The organism is Lactobacillus johnsonii ATCC 33200 (assembly GCF_000159355.1).
Classification (GTDB): Bacteria; Bacillota; Bacilli; order Lactobacillales; family Lactobacillaceae; genus Lactobacillus; species Lactobacillus johnsonii.
Window position 1 is genome coordinate 59,990 of record NZ_GG670120.1, and the last position, 22,946, is coordinate 82,935.

At 37.3% G+C, this 22,946-nt stretch carries 21 protein-coding genes and 2 pseudogenes; 18 read left to right on the plus strand and 5 right to left on the minus strand.

The features are described 5' to 3' along the window. Nucleotides 1-4: 4 nt before the first annotated feature. On the minus strand, nt 5-838 hold the full coding sequence (locus HMPREF0528_RS00290; RefSeq protein ID WP_004893511.1) for an SAM hydrolase/SAM-dependent halogenase family protein: 834 nt from the start codon (nt 836-838) through the stop codon (nt 5-7). A gap of 124 nt (nt 839-962) precedes the next feature. After that, nucleotides 963-2,339 (minus strand): Na+/H+ antiporter NhaC, encoded by a 1,377-nt coding sequence (gene nhaC / locus HMPREF0528_RS00295; protein WP_004893513.1) that lies wholly within the window; start codon nt 2,337-2,339, stop codon nt 963-965. A gap of 359 nt (nt 2,340-2,698) precedes the next feature. On the opposite strand from nhaC, the gene HMPREF0528_RS00300 reads away from it, so the two are divergent. From HMPREF0528_RS00300 to HMPREF0528_RS00325, 6 genes are all read left to right on the plus strand, one after another. Further along, complete coding sequence (locus HMPREF0528_RS00300; RefSeq protein ID WP_004893515.1) at nt 2,699-3,403, plus strand: ABC transporter ATP-binding protein; 705 nt, start codon at nt 2,699-2,701, stop codon at nt 3,401-3,403. Further along, the gene (locus tag HMPREF0528_RS00305) at nt 3,396-4,079 is read left to right on the plus strand and encodes a lantibiotic immunity ABC transporter MutE/EpiE family permease subunit (RefSeq protein ID WP_004893517.1); all 684 of its coding nucleotides are present in this window, start codon (nt 3,396-3,398) and stop codon (nt 4,077-4,079) included. The genes HMPREF0528_RS00300 and HMPREF0528_RS00305 overlap by 8 nt, the downstream gene beginning before the upstream one ends. Before the next feature lie 50 nt (nt 4,080-4,129). Then, nucleotides 4,130-5,482, plus strand: coding sequence for a 23S rRNA (uracil(1939)-C(5))-methyltransferase RlmD (rlmD, locus tag HMPREF0528_RS00310; RefSeq protein ID WP_004893519.1), 1,353 nt, complete (start codon nt 4,130-4,132; stop codon nt 5,480-5,482). A 424-nt stretch (nt 5,483-5,906) separates the two neighbouring features. Further along, nucleotides 5,907-6,623: an NUDIX hydrolase gene (locus HMPREF0528_RS00315; protein WP_034525008.1), complete on the plus strand. Its 717-nt coding sequence runs from the start codon at nt 5,907-5,909 to the stop codon at nt 6,621-6,623. Nucleotides 6,624-6,726: 103 nt separating this feature from the next. Next, entirely contained in the window at nt 6,727-8,157 is a 1,431-nt protein-coding gene (locus HMPREF0528_RS00320) for a nicotinate phosphoribosyltransferase (RefSeq protein WP_004893526.1), read from the plus strand. A gap of 10 nt (nt 8,158-8,167) precedes the next feature. Further along, a complete protein-coding gene (locus tag HMPREF0528_RS00325) occupies nt 8,168-8,713 on the plus strand; it encodes a cysteine hydrolase family protein (RefSeq protein ID WP_034525178.1) in 546 nt (181 codons plus the stop codon). Between the two features lie 162 nt (nt 8,714-8,875). Here the strand turns inward: HMPREF0528_RS00325 and HMPREF0528_RS00330 are convergent, their stop codons facing one another. Then, a complete protein-coding gene (locus HMPREF0528_RS00330; RefSeq protein WP_004893533.1) occupies nt 8,876-9,979 on the minus strand; it encodes a recombinase family protein in 1,104 nt (367 codons plus the stop codon). Nucleotides 9,980-10,030: 51 nt separating this feature from the next. Between HMPREF0528_RS00330 and HMPREF0528_RS00335 the strand changes: the two genes are divergently transcribed. From HMPREF0528_RS00335 to HMPREF0528_RS09315, 8 genes and pseudogenes are all read left to right on the plus strand, one after another. Beyond that, nucleotides 10,031-10,222 (plus strand): hypothetical protein, encoded by a 192-nt coding sequence (locus HMPREF0528_RS00335; RefSeq protein WP_234600855.1) that lies wholly within the window; start codon nt 10,031-10,033, stop codon nt 10,220-10,222. A gap of 603 nt (nt 10,223-10,825) precedes the next feature. Continuing rightward, nucleotides 10,826-11,382 (plus strand): annotated as a pseudogene (locus HMPREF0528_RS00340) (hypothetical protein). A 224-nt stretch (nt 11,383-11,606) separates the two neighbouring features. Then, a complete protein-coding gene (locus tag HMPREF0528_RS00345) occupies nt 11,607-13,460 on the plus strand; it encodes a heavy metal translocating P-type ATPase (RefSeq protein WP_034525011.1) in 1,854 nt (617 codons plus the stop codon). A gap of 75 nt (nt 13,461-13,535) precedes the next feature. Beyond that, nucleotides 13,536-13,766 (plus strand): heavy-metal-associated domain-containing protein, encoded by a 231-nt coding sequence (locus HMPREF0528_RS00350; RefSeq protein ID WP_004893546.1) that lies wholly within the window; start codon nt 13,536-13,538, stop codon nt 13,764-13,766. After that, nucleotides 13,766-14,311, plus strand: a complete 546-nt coding sequence (locus HMPREF0528_RS00355; RefSeq protein ID WP_004893552.1) for a hypothetical protein — start codon at nt 13,766-13,768, stop codon at nt 14,309-14,311. Before HMPREF0528_RS00350 ends, HMPREF0528_RS00355 begins: the two co-directional genes overlap by 1 nt. Nucleotides 14,312-14,330: 19 nt before the next feature. Next, nucleotides 14,331-14,966, plus strand: a complete 636-nt coding sequence (locus HMPREF0528_RS00360; protein ID WP_004897836.1) for a Crp/Fnr family transcriptional regulator — start codon at nt 14,331-14,333, stop codon at nt 14,964-14,966. Nucleotides 14,967-15,047: 81 nt separating this feature from the next. Continuing rightward, on the plus strand, nt 15,048-15,635 hold the full coding sequence (locus tag HMPREF0528_RS00365) for a uracil-DNA glycosylase family protein (RefSeq protein WP_004893558.1): 588 nt from the start codon (nt 15,048-15,050) through the stop codon (nt 15,633-15,635). Between the two features lie 57 nt (nt 15,636-15,692). Next, a pseudogene (locus tag HMPREF0528_RS09315) lies at nt 15,693-16,277 on the plus strand (aspartate/glutamate racemase family protein). Between the two features lie 23 nt (nt 16,278-16,300). Here the strand turns inward: HMPREF0528_RS09315 and HMPREF0528_RS00380 are convergent. Both HMPREF0528_RS00380 and HMPREF0528_RS00385 read right to left on the minus strand, forming a co-directional pair. Next, the gene (locus tag HMPREF0528_RS00380; RefSeq protein WP_234600856.1) at nt 16,301-17,710 is read right to left on the minus strand and encodes an ssDNA-binding protein; all 1,410 of its coding nucleotides are present in this window, start codon (nt 17,708-17,710) and stop codon (nt 16,301-16,303) included. 1 nt (nt 17,711) lies between these two features. Beyond that, the gene (locus tag HMPREF0528_RS00385; protein ID WP_260308553.1) at nt 17,712-18,167 is read right to left on the minus strand and encodes a DUF2800 domain-containing protein; all 456 of its coding nucleotides are present in this window, start codon (nt 18,165-18,167) and stop codon (nt 17,712-17,714) included. A gap of 62 nt (nt 18,168-18,229) precedes the next feature. Between HMPREF0528_RS00385 and HMPREF0528_RS00390 the strand changes: the two genes are divergently transcribed. The 4 genes from HMPREF0528_RS00390 (at nt 18,230) to HMPREF0528_RS00405 (ending at nt 22,842) form a co-directional block, all read left to right on the plus strand. Next, a complete protein-coding gene (locus HMPREF0528_RS00390) occupies nt 18,230-19,900 on the plus strand; it encodes a DUF262 domain-containing protein (RefSeq protein WP_234600858.1) in 1,671 nt (556 codons plus the stop codon). Between the two features lie 54 nt (nt 19,901-19,954). Further along, a complete protein-coding gene (locus tag HMPREF0528_RS00395) occupies nt 19,955-20,554 on the plus strand; it encodes a hypothetical protein (protein WP_004893572.1) in 600 nt (199 codons plus the stop codon). A gap of 425 nt (nt 20,555-20,979) precedes the next feature. Beyond that, nucleotides 20,980-22,011: a serine hydrolase domain-containing protein gene (locus tag HMPREF0528_RS00400; RefSeq protein ID WP_004893574.1), complete on the plus strand. Its 1,032-nt coding sequence runs from the start codon at nt 20,980-20,982 to the stop codon at nt 22,009-22,011. A 45-nt stretch (nt 22,012-22,056) separates the two neighbouring features. Further along, complete coding sequence (locus HMPREF0528_RS00405) at nt 22,057-22,842, plus strand: aminoglycoside 3'-phosphotransferase (RefSeq protein ID WP_004893575.1); 786 nt, start codon at nt 22,057-22,059, stop codon at nt 22,840-22,842. Nucleotides 22,843-22,946: the final 104 nt, after the last annotated feature.

Sequence of the window (22,946 nt, forward strand, 5' to 3'; positions counted from 1 at the left end):
TAAATTATTCTTTTATTAAATCAATTTTCCAGTCATTTCCTGTACCAATATTATACGTATCCGCAAATGAAGCTTGGTTTAAGGCAATGCCGACATTAACTAGTGAATTAATATCATTGATTGGTGCATTGGCAAAAGACCGGACAAAAGGTATTGTATCATGATAATAAACTTGGTGTTGATAAGTAATAGTAACAGTAAGTTTATCACCGCGTTGAATATTCGCCTTTTTAATTAAATCATAGGGAATATTAGTCCATAAAGAACCAAAGCGAATATCTAAAACATCAATTGATCCGCGTAGATGATCGTTTTCTAGACTAGCCTCAGTAAGTGGTAGTTTAACAACTGAAGTTGGATCTAATGTTTCGCCTAAATCTTCAAAAGATTTTTCTCCCTCAGCGAGTAAGGCCCCATTGTAAGCATAGATATCACGGCCATGAAAAGTGTTACTTTCTGAAGAATATGGAAGACGATTCTTTTGTTCGTCAATCTCTCGTACTTCGTCTAGCCATATATAAGTTGCAACATGAGTTAAAGAACCATTGTCTGGTGTAATGATAAAGTGGCCACTTTTGGTTTTAGCGGCAATACTTTTTCGGTTAGATCCCACTCCTGGATCAACAACTGAAACAAAAGTTGTTCCTTTTGACCAGTACTTAATAGTTTGATATAGACGATACGAAGCGGCCCAAATATCATAAGGCGGAATCTCATGAGTTAAGTCGGACACAATAACATGTAGCGCAACCATATGTGCTACTCCGTGCATGGCACTAACAGCCCCATCTTTTAAGCCAAAATCAGTTTGTAGTACTAGAAAATGATTTGTTGTCATCAAATTCCTCTTCTTTAATATTTTTTTAATTACTAATAATTTACAATGTAATTAAAAATTCGTCAATAAAAATCCGTACTATTTTGCTATGTAAGCGCATATAGTACGGATTTAATGAAATGGATTAATTTTTAGGATTCTTTTGCCATTTTAAGCCAATCCCCGTAACCCCGGAAAGAATTGAGAAAAGTGGGGAAAGTAAACTAAAGAAGGTAAAGGGAATGAAGGCTAAAACTGGAACGCCGAGAGTAGAAGCAGCAAAAGATCCAGCTACTCCCCATGGAATTAAGTAGTTAATTACACTTCCTCCATCTTCAAGAACCCGACTTAAGGCAAGTGGGTGAAGACCAATTCGGTCGTAAGCTTGTTTAAAGGCACGTCCTGGTAGAATTACTGAAAGGTATTGTTCACCAACAAATAAGTTGATACAAATGCCTGAAAGAATAGTAGTGATGACTAAACGGCTTGGTTTTTTGAGATGTTCAACTAGCGGTTCCATAGCAGTTTGAACAATATTGAATTTCATAAGGAGTCCACCAAGAGATAAGGTAGCAATAATTAAACCAACTGTATCCATCATGCTGGAGATACCACCTCTGGTTAAAAGGGCATTAACAGATGAATCACTAGTTTTTGCTACAAAACCATTCATAATTAAGTTAGTTAAGTCAGTAATAGATTGGTGCGGATTTTGAATAAAAATCATAATGACTGTAACGGTAATGTTTAAAAATAAGGTAGGAATTGCAGGTATCTTGCGCCATGCACAGATTAACATCAATAAGATTGGTATAATTGCCCACCAAGTAATAGTAAAGTTATGCTCTAAGATAGAAACGGTGTGATTAATTTTTGAAGCATTAATTGAACCACTGTTTCCTAGAATCCAAAAAAGGATTAAAGAAACAATAAAGGCAGGAATAGTGGACCACATCATGTTCTTTATATGGGCAAATAATTCACTTTCTGCAACTGCAGAAGAAAGATTAGTTGAATCAGATAAAGGAGACATTTTATCCCCAAAAACTACTCCAGAAATGATTGCACCAGCAACAAGAGCTGGATTAGCATTCATACTAGCCCCAATTCCAAAGAGTGCGATGCCGACAGTTGAAATTGTTGTAAAGCCACTTCCGATAGCAAGCCCAACAATTGAACAGACAATAAAGACAGATGGAACAAAAAATTGACCACTAATTAGGTGGAAGCCTAGTACCATGATTGACGGAATAATACTTCCTTTAATCCATAGTCCAATTAAGGCCCCAATTAGGATAAAAATAAAAATTGGAATAATAGCTACGCCGATTCCTTCCTTAATTCCATCTTGAATTGAAGACCAGTCATTTCCGCGAATTCTAAGCCAAAATAATAATAGACATACTGTAAATAGAACGGGAACTTCTGGCATCAGTCCAAACTTAATAACTGAAATACCTAAAATAAGTAGAAGCAAGAGTAGGATAATAATTGCTTCTGGAAAAGAAACTTTCTTTTTCATAAAAATCCTCCAATAAAAAAGTCCTGTTGAAATTAATCAACAGGACGCATTACCGTGGTACCACCTATTTACTGCAGATTGCAGCACTCTAATCAGGTGGTAACGGCACTGATTGTGGCCGAATAAAGATGAATCGTTGTAATTCGTAACTTATGCCTGACTGGTTCGCACTTCACCACCAGCTCTCTGACGCTTAACATAAGCACTACTGTGACGATAATTATTGCAATTATGATAGCAAGCTTAAAAAAAGATGTCAATGAATTTATTAATAAAAATAATAAGATTTCGAATTATGTAGTCTGAGCGGTAAAATAGATAGGTATAGAAAAACTAAAAATTTAAATTGAGGGATTAAGATGAATGATATTTTAACCACCAAAGAATTAGGAAAAAATTTTAAACGTAAGCATGTTCTAGATCAAATCAATCTTCATGTTCCGACTGGCAAAATCTACTGTATTATGGGACCAAATGGAGCTGGAAAGTCGACACTATTAAAAATAATTAGTGGAATTGAAAAGCCAACTGAAGGAGTAGTTACTTTCAAAGATAAAAATTGGAAGAGAGAAGATTTAAAAGTAATTGGTTCCTTAATTGAAGAGCCTGGATTGTTTGATAACTTAACAGTTGAAGAAAACATCAAATTAAAACTAAAACTTCACCGTGTTGAAAATAAAAATCAGGAACAAATATTAAATACACTGGGCTTTGGTGATCATAATCATGAAAAAGTCAAAGGCTTTTCTACAGGGATGAGACAACGCTTGGGAATTGCTTTAGCTTTTATGGGAAATCCTGATTTAGTTATTTTGGATGAACCAACAAATGGTCTTGATACTTTTGGTATTCATGGGTTGCGTGAGCTTTTGATGCTCGAGAAAAAGCAAGGAAAAACAATAATTATAGCTAGTCACATGCTTTCTGAGATTCAAAAGGTTGCAGATCGAATTGCTATTTTAGGTGATGGAAAATTGCTCCTAGAAGAAGATTATGAACCAGAAACAGATTTAGAAGAATTATTCATCTCAACTTTAGAAAAGGCAGGCATAAAGCATGACTAATATTTTAAAAGTTGAATTTTTAAAAACAAAACATAGTGTAGTTCGCTTACTAGTATGGCTACTACCAGTGATTGCTGTTTTGATGATGACTGCTGTTTTCTGGGATAACCAATATCTAGTTCAATTAATGATGGGCCAATGGAGTTACTTCTGGTTAAATATGTCAATTGGTCTACTGGTTGGTCTTAGTACTTATTATCAAAAGCAAGCGACGAAATTTAGAGAAATATTAACGTCTCCACAGGACTTATTGAGCTATGAAATTGGTAGAATTCTCCATGGAATTATTCAAGCATGTATCATGAGCGTGATTTTTATAGTTTTGATGATCTGTGTTCTTTTTATTTTTTCAAGTACCGAAGAAATAGGCTTAATGATTTGTTCAGTAATTGGAGTTTTATTAGCATCTTTATGGCTGGTGCCATTTTATTCTTGGCTCGTAAGAATTACTAATCTATATTTTGCATTAGGAATTGGTTTTTTAGGATCCATTTTAGCCATGTTTTTAAGTCGTACGACTTGGAGCATGTGGTGGCCGTTTGATTGGGGGATGCTCTTAAATAATCTGTGGATAAAAGGCGACTTTGTCTTTGGATCATGGAGCTTAGTAATTTGCGGCTTAATTTTAGGAATAATCTTAAGTATTTTTAGTGCGTATTCTTTTAAAAAGCAATAATATTTTTTAGTAAACATAGTAACAAGTATCTAAATATTGAGGATTGAATTATGCAAAAAAATCAAATAGTTGACTTAGAAATTACAGATTTGTCTTATGAAGCAATGGGAGTTGCTCATCTAGATGGAATGACTGTTTTTGTAAATAATGCTCTTCCAGGTGAAGTTGTTTCTGCCAAACTTTTAAAAGTAAAGAAAAATTTTGCTTTTGCTAAAATTGAAAAAATTAAAAAAGAGAGTCCAGATCGGATTAACGTGAAAATTCGCCAATGGGTTCAAACGGGGCTAGCATCTCTTGCTCATATTAAATATGATAAACAGCTTGAATTTAAACGTAATCAAGTTGTTAATTTACTACATAAAGCAGATTTAGATAATGTTAAAGTAGGTCAAACGATGCCTAGTCCAGAAGAAACAGGTTATCGGAATAAGGCACAAGTGCCAGTACGTGAAGTTAATGGCAAGCTTGATATTGGCTTTTTTAGAAAACATTCTCATGACTTGGTGCCGTTAACTAGCTTCTTTACTACGGATCCAGAAATTGATCGGGTTTTAATTAAGGTACGTGACATTTTGAGAAAGAATCATGTTCCTGCATATGATGAGATTCATAATAAGGGAGAAGCTCGCTATCTTGAAGTTCGCCGCTCTAAAGCAACGGGCGAAATTATGGTGATTTTAGTATGCTTACATAAAGATTTTCCACAATTAAAAGAAGTTACTAAAGAAATTAGTGAAATCAAAGGCGTAACTAGCGTAGTTTTGAACCATAATCCTAAAAAGACGAATGTGATCTTAGGTAAAAAGGATTACTTACTTTGGGGAGAACCACAAATTACCGATAAAATTGGTAATGTTAGTTTTAAAATTTCTCCACAAAGTTTCTTTCAAATTAATTCTCTGCAAACTCCACGTTTGTATGATTTAGCTATTCAAAAAGCTGATCTTAAGCCGGATGATGTCGTAATCGATGCTTATTCTGGTATTGGTACCATTGGGCTTAGCGTGGCTAAGCATGTTAAGGCAGTGAGGGGGATGGAAGTCATTAAGCCCGCTGTTGAAGATGCTAATGCAAATGCTAAATTAAACGGCATCACTAATGCAGAATATGTTGTAGGTAAAGCTGAAGAAGTAATGCCGCGCTGGGCTAAAGAAGGGTTAAGAACTGATGTTATCTTCGTTGACCCACCTAGAAAGGGACTTACTCTAGAATTTATTGACGCTGCTGTAGAAACAAATCCGAAGAAGATTGTTTATATTTCATGTAATCCAGCAACTATGGTGCGTGACTTACAACTCTTCAAGGAACAAGGTTATGACTTTGACGAAATTGATCCAGTTGATATGTTCCCGCAAACCCCTCATGTTGAATCTGTTACGGTCCTTGAATGCACAGAAAAATAGCTCATAAACCGTGTCATGGCGGCATTTACGGATGATTAAAAGTGTATTTTTTTCTTTCAGAATGATTGGAATTAGTACACTTTTTCTATTTGAAGCTGGCGGGTCGAGTGTTCTATGTCCTATTTCGATAGTCGAGTAGACAAAGGTCTAGTTTGGCAGGTCGTGTCGATTAGGGTAGTGAAAGTAGAGGTGAGCGTTGATATGGTAGCGTTTGTGGTATGTATGAATCGGTCAGTTTGGTACTAAAGATTGAGTTAACGAAAATAATATTGAATTTATGCTAATTCGGTTAAAATATCGAAAATTTGGGCTCTTTGTCAATGGGTAAGGATGAAGAGAATTTGGAGAACTAGACTAAGCCACCTTGGCTTTTTTTATTATTGTGATTCTTGATTGCGCTATAATATTTTATGAGGTGAAAGAGATGGCTGACAAAGTTGTTGCGCGTCCGCTAATTACGATTGCAAATGTTATTTGGAGTTTTAATCCCCTGACCTATTTACCACAAGTCCTGCTGGTCAAACGGGCTTATCCGCCATTTGAGGGCCACTGGGCTTTACCAGAAACCCTATTGCGGCGGGATGAAAGTGCTGACGTTGCCTGTATCCGCCTGATTAAGGATAAAATTGGTGTTCGTCTATCAAACAGTGCTACCGAACAGTTGGCAACCTTCACCGATCCCGATCGGGTAAGCGGTGAGCGGGCCTTAGCGATTGCCTACATGACTTTCTTACCGACAATGCCGCAACTGAGGGCCGGGTACGGAGCAACCGAAGTCGGGTGGTTTAGTCTTAACTTTGACCACGGAAAGTTTATCTTGCAAAATGGTAACTTAGTTTTGAGTTTGGCTGCAGGGTCGGCGCTAGCATTTGACCACCACCAAATTATTAATACGGCCATTGTACGAATTAAAAATAAACTGGACTACCAGCCAACCATTTTACAGATCTTAGGACCGACTTTTACCCTTCGGCAAGTCCGCGAAGTTTATGCTACTTTCCGCCAAACAACGGTCGATCAAATTGATAATTCTAATTTTAAAAAGACCCACCAAAAACTGTTTAAGGAAGTTGGTACCGACGCAACAAAGCGGTCAGGCCGGCCACCAAAGTTATTTAAACTGGTACTACCTTGCGTCTAAAAATAAAAGTGCTACAATCAGTGATAATAAAAGTTCAATATACTTTTATTTTTTGCGGTAGTTAAAGTATTTTTTACCTAAATTTGTTAGGAGTTATTTAATAATGAAGCATGAATTATTAACCGACATGTATGAGTTTTCAATGGCCAACGGTTATTATCAAACACTTCCCCACGATAAGCAGGCGCGCTTCGACGTCTTTTACCGTAAGGCGCCCGATGATGGCAGTTTTGTGATTAGTGCTGGATTGATGCAAGTAATTGATGAAGTTAAGAACTGGCACTTTTCAACTGATGAAATTGCTTATCTGCGGTCCCTTAATCACTTTAGTGACGACTTTCTCTTTTACCTGACGGCAGCTCACAACCGCTGCTCAATTAAGGCAATCCCAGAAGGCACGCCAGTCTTCCCACAGGAACCAATCCTTAGTATTAGTGGCCCACTAATTGATGTCCAACTTCTCGAAACCCTGATCTTAAACATCATTAACCACCAATCATTGATTGCAACGAAGGCATGGCAGATCACCAGCGTTACTGGCGGACGCCCAGTAATGGAATTTGGTGCACGACGGGCGCAGGGGCCTGATGCCGCAATATATGGTGCGCGGGCTGCCATTATTGGTGGGTGCAGTAGTACCTCCAATGTGCTAGCTGCCAAGCTGTTTAACCTTCCGGCGGTGGGGACGATGGCCCACGCCTGGATTGAAAGCTTTCCTGATGAATTAACGGCCTTTCGTGCCTGGGCCAAAATTTACCCTGACAATGCTGCCCTGTTAGTTGATACCTACGATGTGGTTAACTCTGGAGTACCGAACGCAATTAAAGTCTTTAAGGAATTGCGGGCAGCTGGCCACGAACCGGTTGGTATCCGCATCGATTCTGGTGATATTGCCCAGTTGGCAACCAAGGCCCGGAAGATGATGGACGAGGCTGGTTTTACCAACGCTAAGATTACTGCTTCAAACGCCTTTGATGCCCACATTATTAAGTCATTGCTTGATGAAGGGGCACCACTGGATAACTTTGGGATCGGTGAGCGACTAATTACCAGTTCATCCAGTCCAGTATTAAGCGGTGTTTATAAAATGTCGGCATTAGAAAATGATGGTAAATGGGTGCCAAAGATCAAGATTAGTAATAGTCGCGAAAAGATTACGCTCCCTGGGAATAAGCAGGTTTACCGGCTCTACGATAAGCATGATCCCCAACACGCTGTTGCCGATGTAATTGCCCTGGCTGACGAGCAGATTGGAACCGAAATTGCGGCAATCAATGCTGATGTTCACGTCACCCGGAATAAAGTGATTTTAACCGACTTCATTGCTAAGCCACTGCTTAAGCAAGTTTTGACACTGGGAAAAGCGGCGCCAATTGAAACCGACACTTTTGCCATCCAGCACTTTGCGCAGACCGAATTAGCACAGCTGCCAGCGGCTGCTAAACGGTTGCTTAATCCGGACCGCTTCCCGGTTTATTTAACCAAGCGGTTAGCTGACTTGCAACAAAAGCTGGTTGATGAGGCACAAAAATAAGGAGTTAGCAATGACTAAAGCATTATTAATTATTGATTATACAAACGATTTTGTCGCTGACAATGGTGCGCTTACTTGTGGCAAGCCAGCGCAGGAATTAGAAGATTATTTGGTTCAGCTGGCCAACCGTTTTTACCAAAATGGCGACTACGTAATTTTCCCGACTGATGCCCATTGTGGGGACCGGTTTAGTCCAGAAGCTAAACTCTTCCCGCCACATAACGTGGTCGGTACGCCTGGTCAACAGCTATACGGCAAGGTTAATGACTGGTTTGAACAACATCAGGCCAGTGACCGGGTTTACCAGTTTAATAAGAACCGCTATTCATCATTTCAAAATACTAATCTTGATAACTACCTGCGGGAACGAAAAATTGATAACTTGTGGATTGCAGGTGTTTGCACCGATATCTGTGTCCTGCACACGGCAATTGCCGCATATAATTTGAACTACCAGATTGCGATTCCGGTTAAGGGGGTCGCCACCTTTACCAAGCATGGTCAGGAGTGGGCACTTGACCATTTTAAGAATTCACTGGGTGCGACGCTGGTTTAATGAATTTTGACTGCCTGCTATGAAGTAAGAACCCCAGTACTTGAATATTAAAATTAGTTCTTTTCATCGGGGCTATTATTTCTTGCAATCTGCCAAATTAAAAAACTACAATCTAAAAACAGCACCCAACTCAAATAAGTGAGTGCTGAATATCCCAAGTTTTCACATATTAACTCTAATTACTTCACCATCTTTGAACGTGAATTCCATGTAGCGTTGGAAGATGGTGATTTTTTCTACCAAGCGACGAACCAATTGTTCATCAAAGTCAACTAAGCCATACTTGTGCAATTCGACTAATTTGTTGATTTCATCAAGGCTGTGTAGTTTGGCTTGTTGATTAGTTTCCCGACTCTGTACTTTTTCTTTTTGTTTGCGAAGGTCCATAATTTGTTGGGTTAGCGCATCACAATCCTGGTGTTGGTTGGCAGCTTGAATCAATTTCATCTGCACTTTTTCCAGCTGGTGGTCGATTTGATCAAGTGTTGCTCCTTTGGAGTTCTTGATGACCTTCATGATGTTAGCTTTAATTTGCTTACTGGCTAACTCGTGGCCTTCGATTAATTGATTGAATGCTTCAACAGTGGCTTCTTTTAGCAATGGCTCTTTGACATTCCTGATCATACACCGCCGGCCAGTTTTACTTCTCCTTATCCGGCTAGCACAGCGCCAGACCGCTACTTTCTCTGGTCGATACCACATGTTCCGTTGTAAGATATCACCGCACTTCCCACAAAATACTTTTTGAGAGAAGCAATATTTGTCGTTAAGTCGCCGATGTTTCCCGTTTTTAGTGGTGATCCCGTTACGCCGCTGTTTGATGATCTGCTGAACTTGCATGAATACCGATTTAGGAATAATTGCCGGATGATCATTCTCCACGTAATATTGTGGCATAATGCCTTCATTCTTCACACGTTTTTTGTTAAGAAAGTCCACAGTGTAAGTCTTTTGTAAAAGAGCATCACCCATGTACTTTTCATTCTTCAAGATTTTGGCCACACTACTGGAGCGCCAATTTTTTGTCTTACTACCGGTTAAAATGCCATCAGCTTTGAGCGAATCGGCAATTTGCTTCATGGTCATTCCATTAAGGTAGCTGTAGAAGATTCGCTTAATGACCTTGGACTCCTCAGGTTCAATCACCAATTTACCTTGAGCATCCTTGGTATAACCTAGAAAGTGATTATAGTTGACGAATACCTTACCTTGTTGGTAGCGGTATTGAATCCCCTTGGCTTTGATAAAGACTTTGCACTTTTTCATCCTGTGCAGTCGGTATTAGACGGTAAAGATTTTCCAAAATTTTGCGCTACAATGAAGAATGCCAAGGCAAAGAAAAATATCCTGATAACCACTAATGATTTCAATAATACAGTAGAAAAACTTTATCCGTATATTGATGCAACTCTTATTTTGGATACAACGAGGGTTAATGAAGAACACGAAAAAACTTATAAAGTAATTCAAAGTAATCTTCAAGCTGATCACAAAGTTTTACCATATTAAATGTCAAATAACTTTGTTCTTCCGCAGACACTCTGATTTTATTTTGAAACTTATATGTTCCCACAAACCAACAAAATCCGTGAACTACTATTCATCACTAAAATCCTTCAGGATTCAACATTTCAGATTCAAGTAAACGGATGTACTGCTTTTAGTTGGATAGCCCCAACCGCCTTAACTAGCGGTTAATTAAGAATGTGTAATTGATCAATTAAGCTCGTGGCATGTCGAGGCCGTAACAGTCCTTGAACGTACAGAAAAATAGGTTATAAATGCCGGCGTAAAGGTATTTTTAGGTGATCGGAAGTGTACTAATTCCTCTTTTGGTGATTGGAATTAGTACACTTTTTGCTTGTTGAGCTAGAGGGTCGAGTGGACAACGTGCTGGATTTTTAGGTTGTGTAGATAAGTGTCCGTTTTGGGGAGTTGAGTTGGTTAAGTTGATGAGAGAAGCAGTAATGGTTGACATGACGATAAGATGATGGATGTTAATTATTAAAGATATTTATAATCAAAGATTTAATTTATTGATTCTAATCTATTTTTGTAAAATGCTTTTATGCTAGATTTATATCGCAATAATCAAATGGAAGGATGAGAAATATGGTTGACTATATTGCAAAAATTAAACCAATAAATGCGGATAAAATTGAAACACAGGCGCATGAATAGCAACATTCAGTGAAAATGGTAATAGTCTTCATATTCATGTGGAAATGTTTGATAAGCCTGCCAATATTGAACATTGGGAACATTTCCATAGATTTCCAGATGGGAAACAAGCTCATGTTCCGACGCTAATGCAGGACGTGAATCATGATGGCTTTATTGATTTACCTGAAACAGAGGCAGTATCTGGGACAACGATGGTTCCTTTTGATGATGCACCACAAGAAATGAACATTCCCCATGATGGCTACCCGGTTGCAGATAAATACGGTCATTATGAATATGATAAGGATGTCCCATTAAAAGATTTACAAGCAAAATTTAAGCAAGCATTTGGTAGTGATGATCTTCAATTAGAAAAACGAGTAGTTTATGTTCACGGCGTACCGGCGGATCTTAAATTGCCATCTAGCGTTGCTGGTAATGTTATGAGTTATGATGCACATACAACTTTGCCAATTGCTGCTGGAGAGATTAAATTGGCACATTAATTTTTATAGAACTGAATTTTGAAAGCCAGAGTCTATGCTTTTTGCATGGTTTCTAGTCTTTTTTGTATATTCTCTCTTTTATTAAACGAAATTTACACGATAAAACTGTGATTTTTTGCTTAAAAGATAAATATAAAAAGACACTAGTATCTTGATAACAGTCAAGTCACATAAATTGTTTTTTACCTATAATGTGTAGTGTCAAGAAAGGAAGAGGTGAAAAAATGATTAAGTTACAACAATTTTTTATGAGGTACAAAAAGCAGCTTTTGCTTGTTAATACTATTCTGCTGTTGCTTGCTGAAGGATCTAAATGGCTATTGCGTATGAATTTACCATACCAGGCTTTAATGCTTATCGTGGGGATTGTCGGAGTGCTTCCAATTGCTTTGACGGCTATTTCATCTTTAAGGGTTAAATTAATTTCTATTGATGTTTTAGTATCGCTGGCGGTAATTGGGGCCTTCATTATTGGTGAATTTAATGAAGCAGCCATTGTTACTTGGCTATTCACGTTAGGAGATGTACTGGAAGAATTAACCCTAAAGAAAACGCGGTCAGCCGTTGCTGATTTAACCAAAATGGCACCAAAGACTGCGTTAGTTGTTCAAGATGATGGCTCAACTAAGAAAGAAGACGTCGATTTCATTGATCCTGGTGAGAAGATTTTAGTTAAAACTGGTGATCAGGTTCCAGTCGATGGCAAGGTTATTTCAGGTTCTGGTTATCTTAATGAAGCCAGTGTTAACGGTGAATCAAAATTAGTTAATAAAAAAGCCGGTAATGAAGTATATGCAGGAACTATCCTTGAAAGCGGTACATTGACTGTCGAAACTACCGCAGTCGGTGAAGATACGACTTTCGGTAAAATTATTGAAATGGTTGAAGAAGCACAAGATGCAAAGTCGCATACAGAAAAGTTAATTAACCGATTTTCCAAATATTACACTCCTGCCGTACTTGTAATTGCGATTGCTGTGGGTCTAATTACTAAAGATCTTAAGTTAGCTATTACGGTCATGGTGCTGGGCTGCCCAGGTGCTCTAGTTATTGGTGTACCAGTATCTACAGTTGCTGGTATCGGTAATGGTGCTAAAAGCGGCATTATGTTTAAAGGGTCGCAAGTAATGGATCAAACTCACCGGATTGATGAAATTGCTTTTGATAAAACCGGTACTTTGACTGTTGGACATCCAGAAGTTAGTGCAATTGAGGTATTAAATGGGCCCAAAGATGAAATTATTAAATTAGCTGCTCAAATTGAGCGTCAAAGTAACCACCCCTTAGCTCAGGCAATTGCCAAATTAAATAAACAAAAGCCAGCTTCAATTAAAGTGGAAACTGTTAAGGGTAAGGGAATCATCGCCACTTTAAATAATCAAAAATATTATTTAGGTAACCAAGACTTAATCGTTGAAAATACCCGTACCAATGCAAAATTAGATAAGACAATTAATCATTTGAGTCAATTAGGTAATTCAATTGTCGCTTTTGCTAATGAAGACCAAAGTCAATTAGCTGTTTTTGGCATTAAAGATCAATTGCGCCCAGAAGCTAATGATGCTTTAGCCCGCTTAAAAGAATTAGGGGTTAAAAAGTTAGTTATGCTTTCTGGAGACAATCAAGAAACTGCTGAACGAATTGCGGCGAAGTTGTCAATCGATGAAGTTCATGGTCAAATGTTGCCACAAGACAAGGCTGCTTTTGTTAAAAAAGAAAGAGCTAAGGGACACCATATTGCTTTTATTGGTGATGGGATCAATGATAGTCCGGCCTTAGCTAATGCTAATGTTGCAATTGCCGTTGGTAGTGGAACGGATGTTGCCATTGAAGTTTCAGACATAGTTTTAGTTAAAAATGACTTGCGGAAGATCGCTTATGCCCTTGGCTTATCCAAGAAGACAATTTTGAACATGAATGAAAATATTGTGATAGCTTTACTGACAGTCTTATTGTTGTTCATCGGTTTGTTTGCGGGTTATGTTGAAATGGCAAGTGGGATGTTTATTCATGAATTTAGTATCTTAATTGTTATCTTGAACGGGATGAGATTAATCAAATTTCAACAAAAAAATTGACGATCATCAAGTTTATAACTAACAAAACAAAGTAGTATTAGATATGTAAATTAATAAGGAAGGGGAAATTTAATCATGGAAAAAGTAATGATGAAATTATCTGGCATGACCTGTCCTTCATGCTTAGGCAAAATTGAAAGGGCGGTTGGTAGTTTGGATGGAACCGACCAAATAAAAGTTTTATTCAATGCAGGAAAGCTAAAATTTACGCTGGATCCTGATAAGACTAAAACTGTTGACGTCAAGACAGCTATTGAAAAAATGGGTTATGAAGTACAAGAAATTAAGGAAAAGGAGCTTAACTGATGAATGCAGAAGAAAAATACCAGGCGGAATTGAAGCAAAGCGACCTTGATCACCATCAGCCAACTGCAGCTGCCATGACTGGTCACATTATTTCTAACTTGTTAATCCATTCTTTAAAGATTAACCAAGCTAACTTATTTGCTAAAGGATCTGCTAGTCTTTTTTTAGCCGAAAAAGCTGCTGATTGGATTGCCTATGAACGTCAGGAATTTGACCAATTGAGTCACTTATTAGTTAATAATGGTGAAAGTATTCCAACAATTACAGCTCAATTTAAGGAATATACTATGCTAGAAGAAGATGGCAGTAGTAAATATTTAGCAGGTGATAAGCAATTGTTTGCCTTGGTAAAAGATTTTGATACGCAAACGCTCTTCATTACTAAGGCAATTGCTTTAGCTAACAATGAAAGTTGGCTAGAATTATCTGCTAATTTAACTAATTTAATGGCTTGGATTAAGGAGCAAATTCGGGTAACTCAAGACTTCTTAGGTCATGAACTAAAAGAAGGATTGTATGTTGAAGACGACGATGATGACTTTTAATTAAAGGACGATGAATTTAATGGCTGATTTATGTGTTAACTTAGTACCACTATTTAATGCCTTACCTCAGGATGAGAAGATGCAAATCGAAAAATTAGTTCAGCATAAAAACTATGAAAAGGGTGAAGTGATAATTGATCCAACGATAAATGATAATTTAGTAATTGTCGCTGATGGTAACGCTAAGCAGTACACCTTAGATGAAGACGGCTATGAGAATGTTTTGCAAATCTTGCATACAGGTGATTATATTGGTGAGAATTGGCTTTTTGGTCAAAAAAATATCAATAATTACGTCGAGGCTACGGAACACAGTGAAATTTGTTTATTAAAACGGCAGGATCTACTGAAGCTGATGCATAAACAGCCAGAATTAAGTATTCGATTATTGGAATTAAATATTGTTAAAGTTTCGGAAATGCAAAAACAAATTCACTTGTTGGCTTTGCCGAAGGTTGAAGACCGGTTATTAAAGTATTTACAAACATATGCAGATGAAATTGGTAAAAATAATTTTACCTTACCCTTAAAAATGAAGGACTTAGCCTTATACCTTGGAACAACACCTGAGACCCTGTCTCGTAAATTTGCTTTATTAGAAAAGCAAGGTCAACTGAAACGTCAATTACGTCGAATTGAATTATTCGAAAATTAGTTTAATTAGGCAATTATTGCTTAGTTGATAATATACACGTTATATCAGTTTAGAAAATAAGAGAAAGTCGGGTCATATTATATGCAAAGTGAATTTCAAAAAATTTTTCAAGAAATTCAAGCAGATCCTGATAATGAATCTTTTACAAAGCAAGGGATCAAGCCACTTTACTATGCTTCTTCATCTGCCAGAATAAATATCATTGGTCAAGCACCAGGACGAATTGCCCAAGAAAAAATGAAATTCTGGGATGATCCTAGTGGTGATCGTCTTCGGACCTGGTTAGGGGTTTCGAGAGACGTTTTCTATAATTCTGGAATGATTGCAATTTTACCAATGGATTTTTATTATCCCGGAAAAGGCAAGTCTGGTGATCTCCCACCGCGTAAAGGATTTGCTCAAAATTGGCATCCACAGCTATTGAAATTAATGCCTGATATTCAGTTAACCATTTTAGTGGGCGCTTATGCGACGAGAAGCTACCTTCACCTAGGATATAAAGATCGGTTGACTGATATTGTCAGGAAATATCAGCAATACCTGCCAGACTATTTTCCAATCGTTCATCCGTCACCACGAAATAAAATTTGGGAGGCAAAAAATCCATGGTTCGAGGAGCAGGTGATTCCAGACCTACAAAGAAGAATTCAAATAATTCTAAATAATTAGGGGATGATCCAGATGCAGAAACTAGGCATTATCGGTGGTATAGGCCCAGAAGCAACAATGAATTATTATTCGGCAATCATTAAGCGGTATCAGGAGCGGATCGCGACTGATAAAGTCGCCGGTGATGTAGGAGCTGCGGCCAATAATTTATTGAAAGCCGGGTGTGACTTTGGATTGATGTGTGGCAATACGCCCCATCTATTATTTGATCAGATTCAAGCGCGCACTGATTTGCCATTGTTAAGCATTGTCGAGACAGCGGTAGCGGTTGCCCAACAGTTGCACCTTCAACGATTGGCTTTACTAGGCACCAAATTCGCAATGCAAAATGACTTTTTCATCAAGCCATTTTGAGAGGCCGAAATTGAAGTTTGCCATCCCAGTGAAAATAATCAATCCATAATTCATCAAAAAATTGTAGACGAACTCGAAAACGGTATTGTTAAGAAAGAGACTAAGCAGCAGTTAATGACAATTATCAATAAGATGGTTCAAAAAGATCACCTTGATGGTGTAGTCTTGGGATGTACCGAATTGCCGTTAATCTTAGGGCAGGAAGATTTCAAGAACATTCAAGTGTTTGATATTGCTCAGGTTCAAATCAAGGCTGCTGTGGATCAACTTCTAAAAAAGCTAAAATAGCTGAGTGCCGTACACCATAAATTTCACATGTTAACTCTAATTACTTCACCATCTTTAAACGTGAATTCCATGTAGTGTTGGAAGATGGTGATTTTTTCGATTAATCGGCGAACCAGTTGCGGGTCGAATTCTTGAATGCCGCCTTGATTTTCATCCACGAAGTTACTGACCTGGTCGATGTTGCGAAGCTTGACTTGATTTTCGGATTCAATCTCCTGGACCTTTTTCTTTTGTTCACGTAGCTCCATAACTTGTTGGGTGAGGTCATTGCAGTTTTGATGCTGGTTAGCTGCTTGGATTAGCTTTAGCTGAGCTTCTTCCAGTCGTTTATCCAGTTCCTCAATTGTCGGGCCTTTAGAGTTCTTAACGATTTTCATGATATTAGCTTTGATTTGCTTACCTGCTAATACATGGCTTTCGATTAACTGGTTGATGGCATCAAGGGTAGCTGCTTTAAGAAGAGGTTCTTTGATATTTCGGATCATACATCGCCGACCTTTTTTGTTGCGTTTAATACGGCTGGCACAGCGCCAAACTGCAACTTTAACGGGGGTATACCACATATTTCGTTGAAAAATATCTCCGCATTTGCCGCAATAAACTCGTTGCGAAAAGCAATATTTGCTGTTAATCCTCCGGTGTTTGTCATTCTTAGTGGTGATACCGTTATGGCGCCGCCGGATCAAATTTTGCACTTGCATAAAGACGGACCTGGGAATAATGGCGGCATGGTCATTTTCAACATAGTATTGAGGCATAATGCCATTATTCTTAACACGCTTCTTGGTTAAGAAGTCAACGGTGTAAGTTTTCTGTAATAGAGCATCACCCATATATTTCTCATTCTTGAGGATCGAGGCAATCCCGCTAGAGTGCCAATTAGTTTTCTTACCACCCGTTAATACACCGTCTGCCTTAAGCAATTCGGCAATTTGCTTCATCGTCATTCCTTGCAGGTAGCTGTAGAAGATCCGTTTAACTGTTTTGGCTTCCTCTGGTTCAATTACCAGGTTGCCATTAGTATTAAAGGCATAGAAGTTAATCGATACCCGGGCGTAGCAGCCACTGTAAACTTCATTGCGGTCGAGAATTGGTTGAACATGCTTGTCCACAATCTGCGGGGCTGTAATCGAATTAGCGTTGATAAAGTAGCTGTCTTGATAGGCGGCATCATCACGTTCAACATCACCATCGCGAAGTGGTAGCTTAAGGGTGGCCTTGTTTGGTTTCTTACCACCAAACTTACCAATACCTTCCTGGATGGTGGCATCAATGGCCTTCTCAATAGCGGTGATTGTCAGCTTATCAGACTTAGGGATAATCAAACTAACCGAATACTTTTCCTTACCACCATTGATAAACTTAGGTTTCCAGACGTTAGCGTAGGAGAGACGAGTGTTAACACCAGTAACGACCTTAGTTTGTTGTGACATATTATTTTTCCTCCTTAAATTCATCCTTTGGGTTTGATTTACTAATACTCTGACGTTGATCTGAATTTGGCACCAAGGTTGGGTTATCCGCAGTTTTAACAATTTCTTGACTGAACAGTTCGGTGAATATCTTCTTGCCGAGCTGTTTTTCTAATTTCGTAATTGGTAATAGCTTCTTTTGGTAGATATCATGGTAGCCATGATCTTCAGCAATCTTTGCTACTGCTGCTTCATACTTGTAATGGCGGATGGACCGTTCTTCGACAATCTTGTAGCTGGGCCACTTCTTATCATGGTTAATGGCAAGGTCAGCAGCATAGTCTTTAACTTCGTGAGTCCAGCGATTCAAATCATCGATATGCTCCAGTACTTCGGTAACTTCCGCGTCAGTGAGCAGGTTGGGTGAGTGTAGCTGGAAGCGGGTGAGCTTGTGATGATAGTCAAAACGAGCTCGCAGTACAGCAAAGTTTAACTAGTTTAAAGGCATTATCAGATGCTGATAAACAAGACCACGCTGAAATTGAGGAAGAATATTTAACCAATAAATATCTGGATGATAATAATCACCTTAAGTTAAAGTCAATTGAGCATGACTATGAAGCATTTGAATCTGTTATGAATGAAATGACTGATTACGATCAGCCGTCAAAAGTCATCGATAACTATCGACTGTTTCAAAAATTGATTAGTAATTCAGACATTGATAGTTCTAAATTGTATGAAGCAATGAATCACTTCAACATGGTTTATATTGAGTTAAGTAGTGACCCTAATGAAGAAAATCCGCAAGTTATTTTTGAAAGTTTAAACTCAACTGGGGTTTCACTCTCATCCTCGGATCTAGTGCGAAACTTTCTTTTAATGAAACTAGATTCGCAGGAGCAGTCGGGTCTTTATAAAAAATACTGGGTTAAGATAGAGCGGATGTTTGCAACTAAGACTTTTGCAGAATTTATTCGACATTACTTAGTGGTAAAAACTCATGTATCGGTAAAGAGAAATAATGTTTATGGGAGTTACAAAGACTACTTTATTGCTGAAAAATTAAATTCTGAAAACGCATTAGCGGATTTATTTAAGTTTGCCAACTATTATGACCAGATACTAAACCATAAAACTGAAGATAGTGAATTCAACAGGATTTTGGACCATATTAATGTCATGGATAGTAAAGTAGTGTTCCCTTACTTGATGTTACTCATGTATTTGATAACTTCTGGTGAAATTGATCAAGGACAAGCTAATAGGTTAGCGCATATTTTAGAGAGCTACTTATTCCGTTTAAAGGCATGCCAATTGCCAACAAATGGCTTAAATAAAATTGTTGTTGGACTTTTTGATTTATCAAAGGTAAATGGCAATTTAAAGCTAAGATTGCTACGCCTGCTAAAAGCAAATTTTCCCGATGATCGTAAATTGTTCGATAGCTTGATGGAAGTAGATCTTTATCACCAAAGAAATCACTTAGCTAAATTAGCATTAGTTATTCTAGAAGAGCACTGTACTAAAGAAACAATTGATTTTAACGATGCGCAAGTAGAACATATTATGCCTCAGCGCTTAAATGCAGAATGGCGATTACAAGTTACCAATGCGGATAAGGTCAAAGAGCAATTTGATGGCACACTAGGTAACTTAACTCTTACTAAGTACAATCAAGAAATGAGTAACAAGCCTTATGATGAAAAAAGAGAATATTATCAAGATTTAAACGTGTACCTTACTAGAGAAGTAGCGAAGACTTATGACCATTGTGGTAAGGACACCATCACTGACCGCACTAGAAAGCTTACTGATGAGCTAATAAAAATCTTCCCAATGCCAGACATAAAAGAGGTTAGCGAAGATGAGATTACTGGTGAATACACAATAGACCAAACAGTTGATGTCACTGGTAAGAAACCTGTTCAGATTACTATTAGTGGAGATGACTATTCGGTAAAGACCTGGCGTCAAATGTTAATTGCTTTTCTGAATGATATTTGGAATAAAGACAGCTTGAATTTTGACCGCATTAAGGAGAATAGGCAGATTGATAGAATGTTATTTAGAGTTAATAGGAATCTAGAAAAGTTGGAAAATGGAACAGAGATTGAAACTAATTCCTCAGCTACCGTTATCTTAGCTATCATTGCAAAAATCTCTGAAATTTGTGATATTACGGATCAAGTGTCTTATACAGTTAGATAGACAAGCTGAAGGGCATTAACATTAACAATTTGCTGCGAAGGGGGATGGTAAAAATTGAGTAATAAGATTGAAAAATTTGAGCCAAAAGAATTCATCAAGAGATTTAAGGAACTTTTGCTTGATAAGGAAACAAATAGAATTTTAATTCGTGGATATTTTGATGATGATAAATTACTTTTAGTATTTAGTTGCCTTTATGATTTGGAGGAATTTAATAAGGGTACTGTTGTAATTGGTAACACTACTGTTCCTTATGAAAGGCAATTCCTTGAAAAAGGACTTCGCGAAGTAGTTCCGAAGTTTAATTTAAGAGATTCATTTAACGTGTACGGGATGATTATTAATTTTGTACAGTGGAAAAGAAATAGAGATTTTTCATTTGGCTTTGATAAAGACTTTGCACTTTTTCATCCTGTGCAGTCGGTATTAGACGGTAAAGATTTTCCAAAATTTTGCGCTACAATAAAGAATGCCAAGGCAAAGAAAAATATCCTGATAACCACTAATGATTTCAATAATACAGCCGAAAAACTTTATCCGTATATTGATGCAACTCTTATTTTGGATACAACGAGGGTTAATGAAGAACACGAGAAAACTTATAAAGTAATTCAAAGTAATCTTCAAGCTGATAACAAAGTTTTACCATATTAAATGTCAAATGACTTTGTTCTTCCGCAGACACTCTGATTTTATTTTGAAACTTATATGTTCCCACAAACCAACAAAATCTGTGAATTACTATTCATCACTAAAATCCTTCAAGATTCAACATTTTAGATTCGAGTAAACGGATGTACTGCTTTTAGTTGGATAGCTCAAACCGCCTTAACTAGCGGTTAATCCAAAATGTGTAATTGGCCAACTCAGCTCGTGGCATGTTGAAGCTGTAGCAGTGCTAGAGAAGAAATAACGATTATTAAAATTAAAAAAATGCTGTATGATTTGTAAAAAACATACAGCATATTTTTTTGTCTCAAAAGGGTTGAGGATCGTGATATTCAAGAATTACAATTAAAGAAAGATAATAAACGAAAAAGGTCTATTAAAAACTGGCATAACACGAAAAGGAAAATATTATGCATCATCTAAAAAAATTTGTTCTATATACTATCATGGCGCTTTGTGCTTTTTCATTACTTTTATTTGTAATACCGACCGATAAGATGAGTCCAGGAAGTCGAAATACTCCAAAAGATCTTAAAAGCTACATGAAGTCTCATCATATTAATGGGGTAATGTTAGTCAGTGGCAAAGATGGAACACCAGTTGTAGTGGAAAATAACGAAACTACTAATAAAGAAAAGATAGTGAAGGCTAATCAATTGTTTCCTACAGCTTCTTTGCAAAAAATTATGACAGGAACTGGAATTTATCAACTTCAACAAAAAAAGCAGCTCAATTGGAATACTCCTTTATCTAAATATTTCCCTCAAGTTCCAGGTAGTAATGAGATAACGATTCGTGAATTAATGAATCATACCAGTGGATTGATTAATAATGCTCGTCCAAACGAACCTCTCAAAACGCAACAAGAACAAATTGCGTATATGCTTGACCATATGCAATACGATCATCTTCATACTTGGGATTACCAGGATGTGGACTATGAATTATTGGCAGCAATTATTAGTCGAGAAAGTAATTTAACTTATAATAATTACATTCAAAATCAATTTGCAAAGCCTCTTCATCTTAACCAGATAAAAGATTTTTCTGAAGTTAATAAAAAAGAAATTCCACAGCCATTAAACGAAAATGTTAGCTGGCATACAGTAACAGTGACTACATCTTCTGACTTTGGAGCTGGAAATTTATTTATATCTCCAAATGATTATTGGAAATTCGTTTATAGCGAAGTTTTAAAAGATCCTAAGATGATTAACCAATTTTCTCAGCAAACTAAAGGTCAAGAAGTAGCCTACTTTGGCGGAGTATATTTTAAGGGAAATATAATTCGCGCAGAAGGTAGTATTCCAGGATATAATTCATGCTTTGTGGCTGACTATAAAACTAAGCAAATGATAATGCTTTTCTCTAATAATATTGACTATCTAACTTTAAAGAGAACATCTGATTATATTTTGCATCATTATTATGGAGAGCTGTAATTATTATTTTTGTATACTTCATTTTTTACCCATAGGATCAAATATATGAAAAAAACTTTAATTACTCAGATGCCAGAAGACCTACCAAAGGAGATTAAAAATTTTATCTCTGACGCACCAATTTATGACAGTTCCTCTTCACCTGAAGCAAGAGTATATTTTGTAGATAAAGACGAAGGCTATTATTTAAAAAGAGCTAACCTTGGAAAGCTAGCAAAAGAGGCCAAGATGACGCAGTACTTTTATTCAAAGGGACTTAGCGCAGAAGTGTTAGATTATACTGCAAATGATTATGATTGGCTTTTAACAAGGGCAGTTAAGGGTGAAGATTGCGTTTATTCAGAATATCTCGCAAATCCAAAACGCTTATGTGATACCATTGCTTGCGAATTAAGAAGACTGCATGAAACAGATTACGCTGATTGCCCAGTTATAGAGAGAACCAGGGAATATTTAGCAACCGCCGAGAAAAACTACCAAACAGGAAATTATGATAAGTCAGTTTTTCCTGATAGCTTTGGCTATCGTTCAGCAGAAGAGGCTCACCAGGTTTTAGAAGCAGGTAAAGATGCTTTGCAGGCCAAGGTTTTACTCCATGGAGATTATTGTTTACCAAATATTATTCTTGATAACTGGAAGTTTTCAGGCTTTATTGACTTTGACTGTAGTGGGGTGGGCGATCGACATATTGATTTATTTTGGGGTGTTTGGACTCTCTGGTTTAATTTAAAGACTAATAAATATCGTGATCGCTTTCTTGATGCATATGGAAGAGATAAGATAGATGAGTCGCTATTAAAGGTGATTGCTGCAGCTGAGGTTTTTGGGTAGGAGTGTATAGAAAAAATGATTTTGCGGTCATATAAAATTAGGGATTGTAAAAAGTTAATTAATCTTTTCTATAATACAGTTCATACTGTGAATGCAAAAGATTA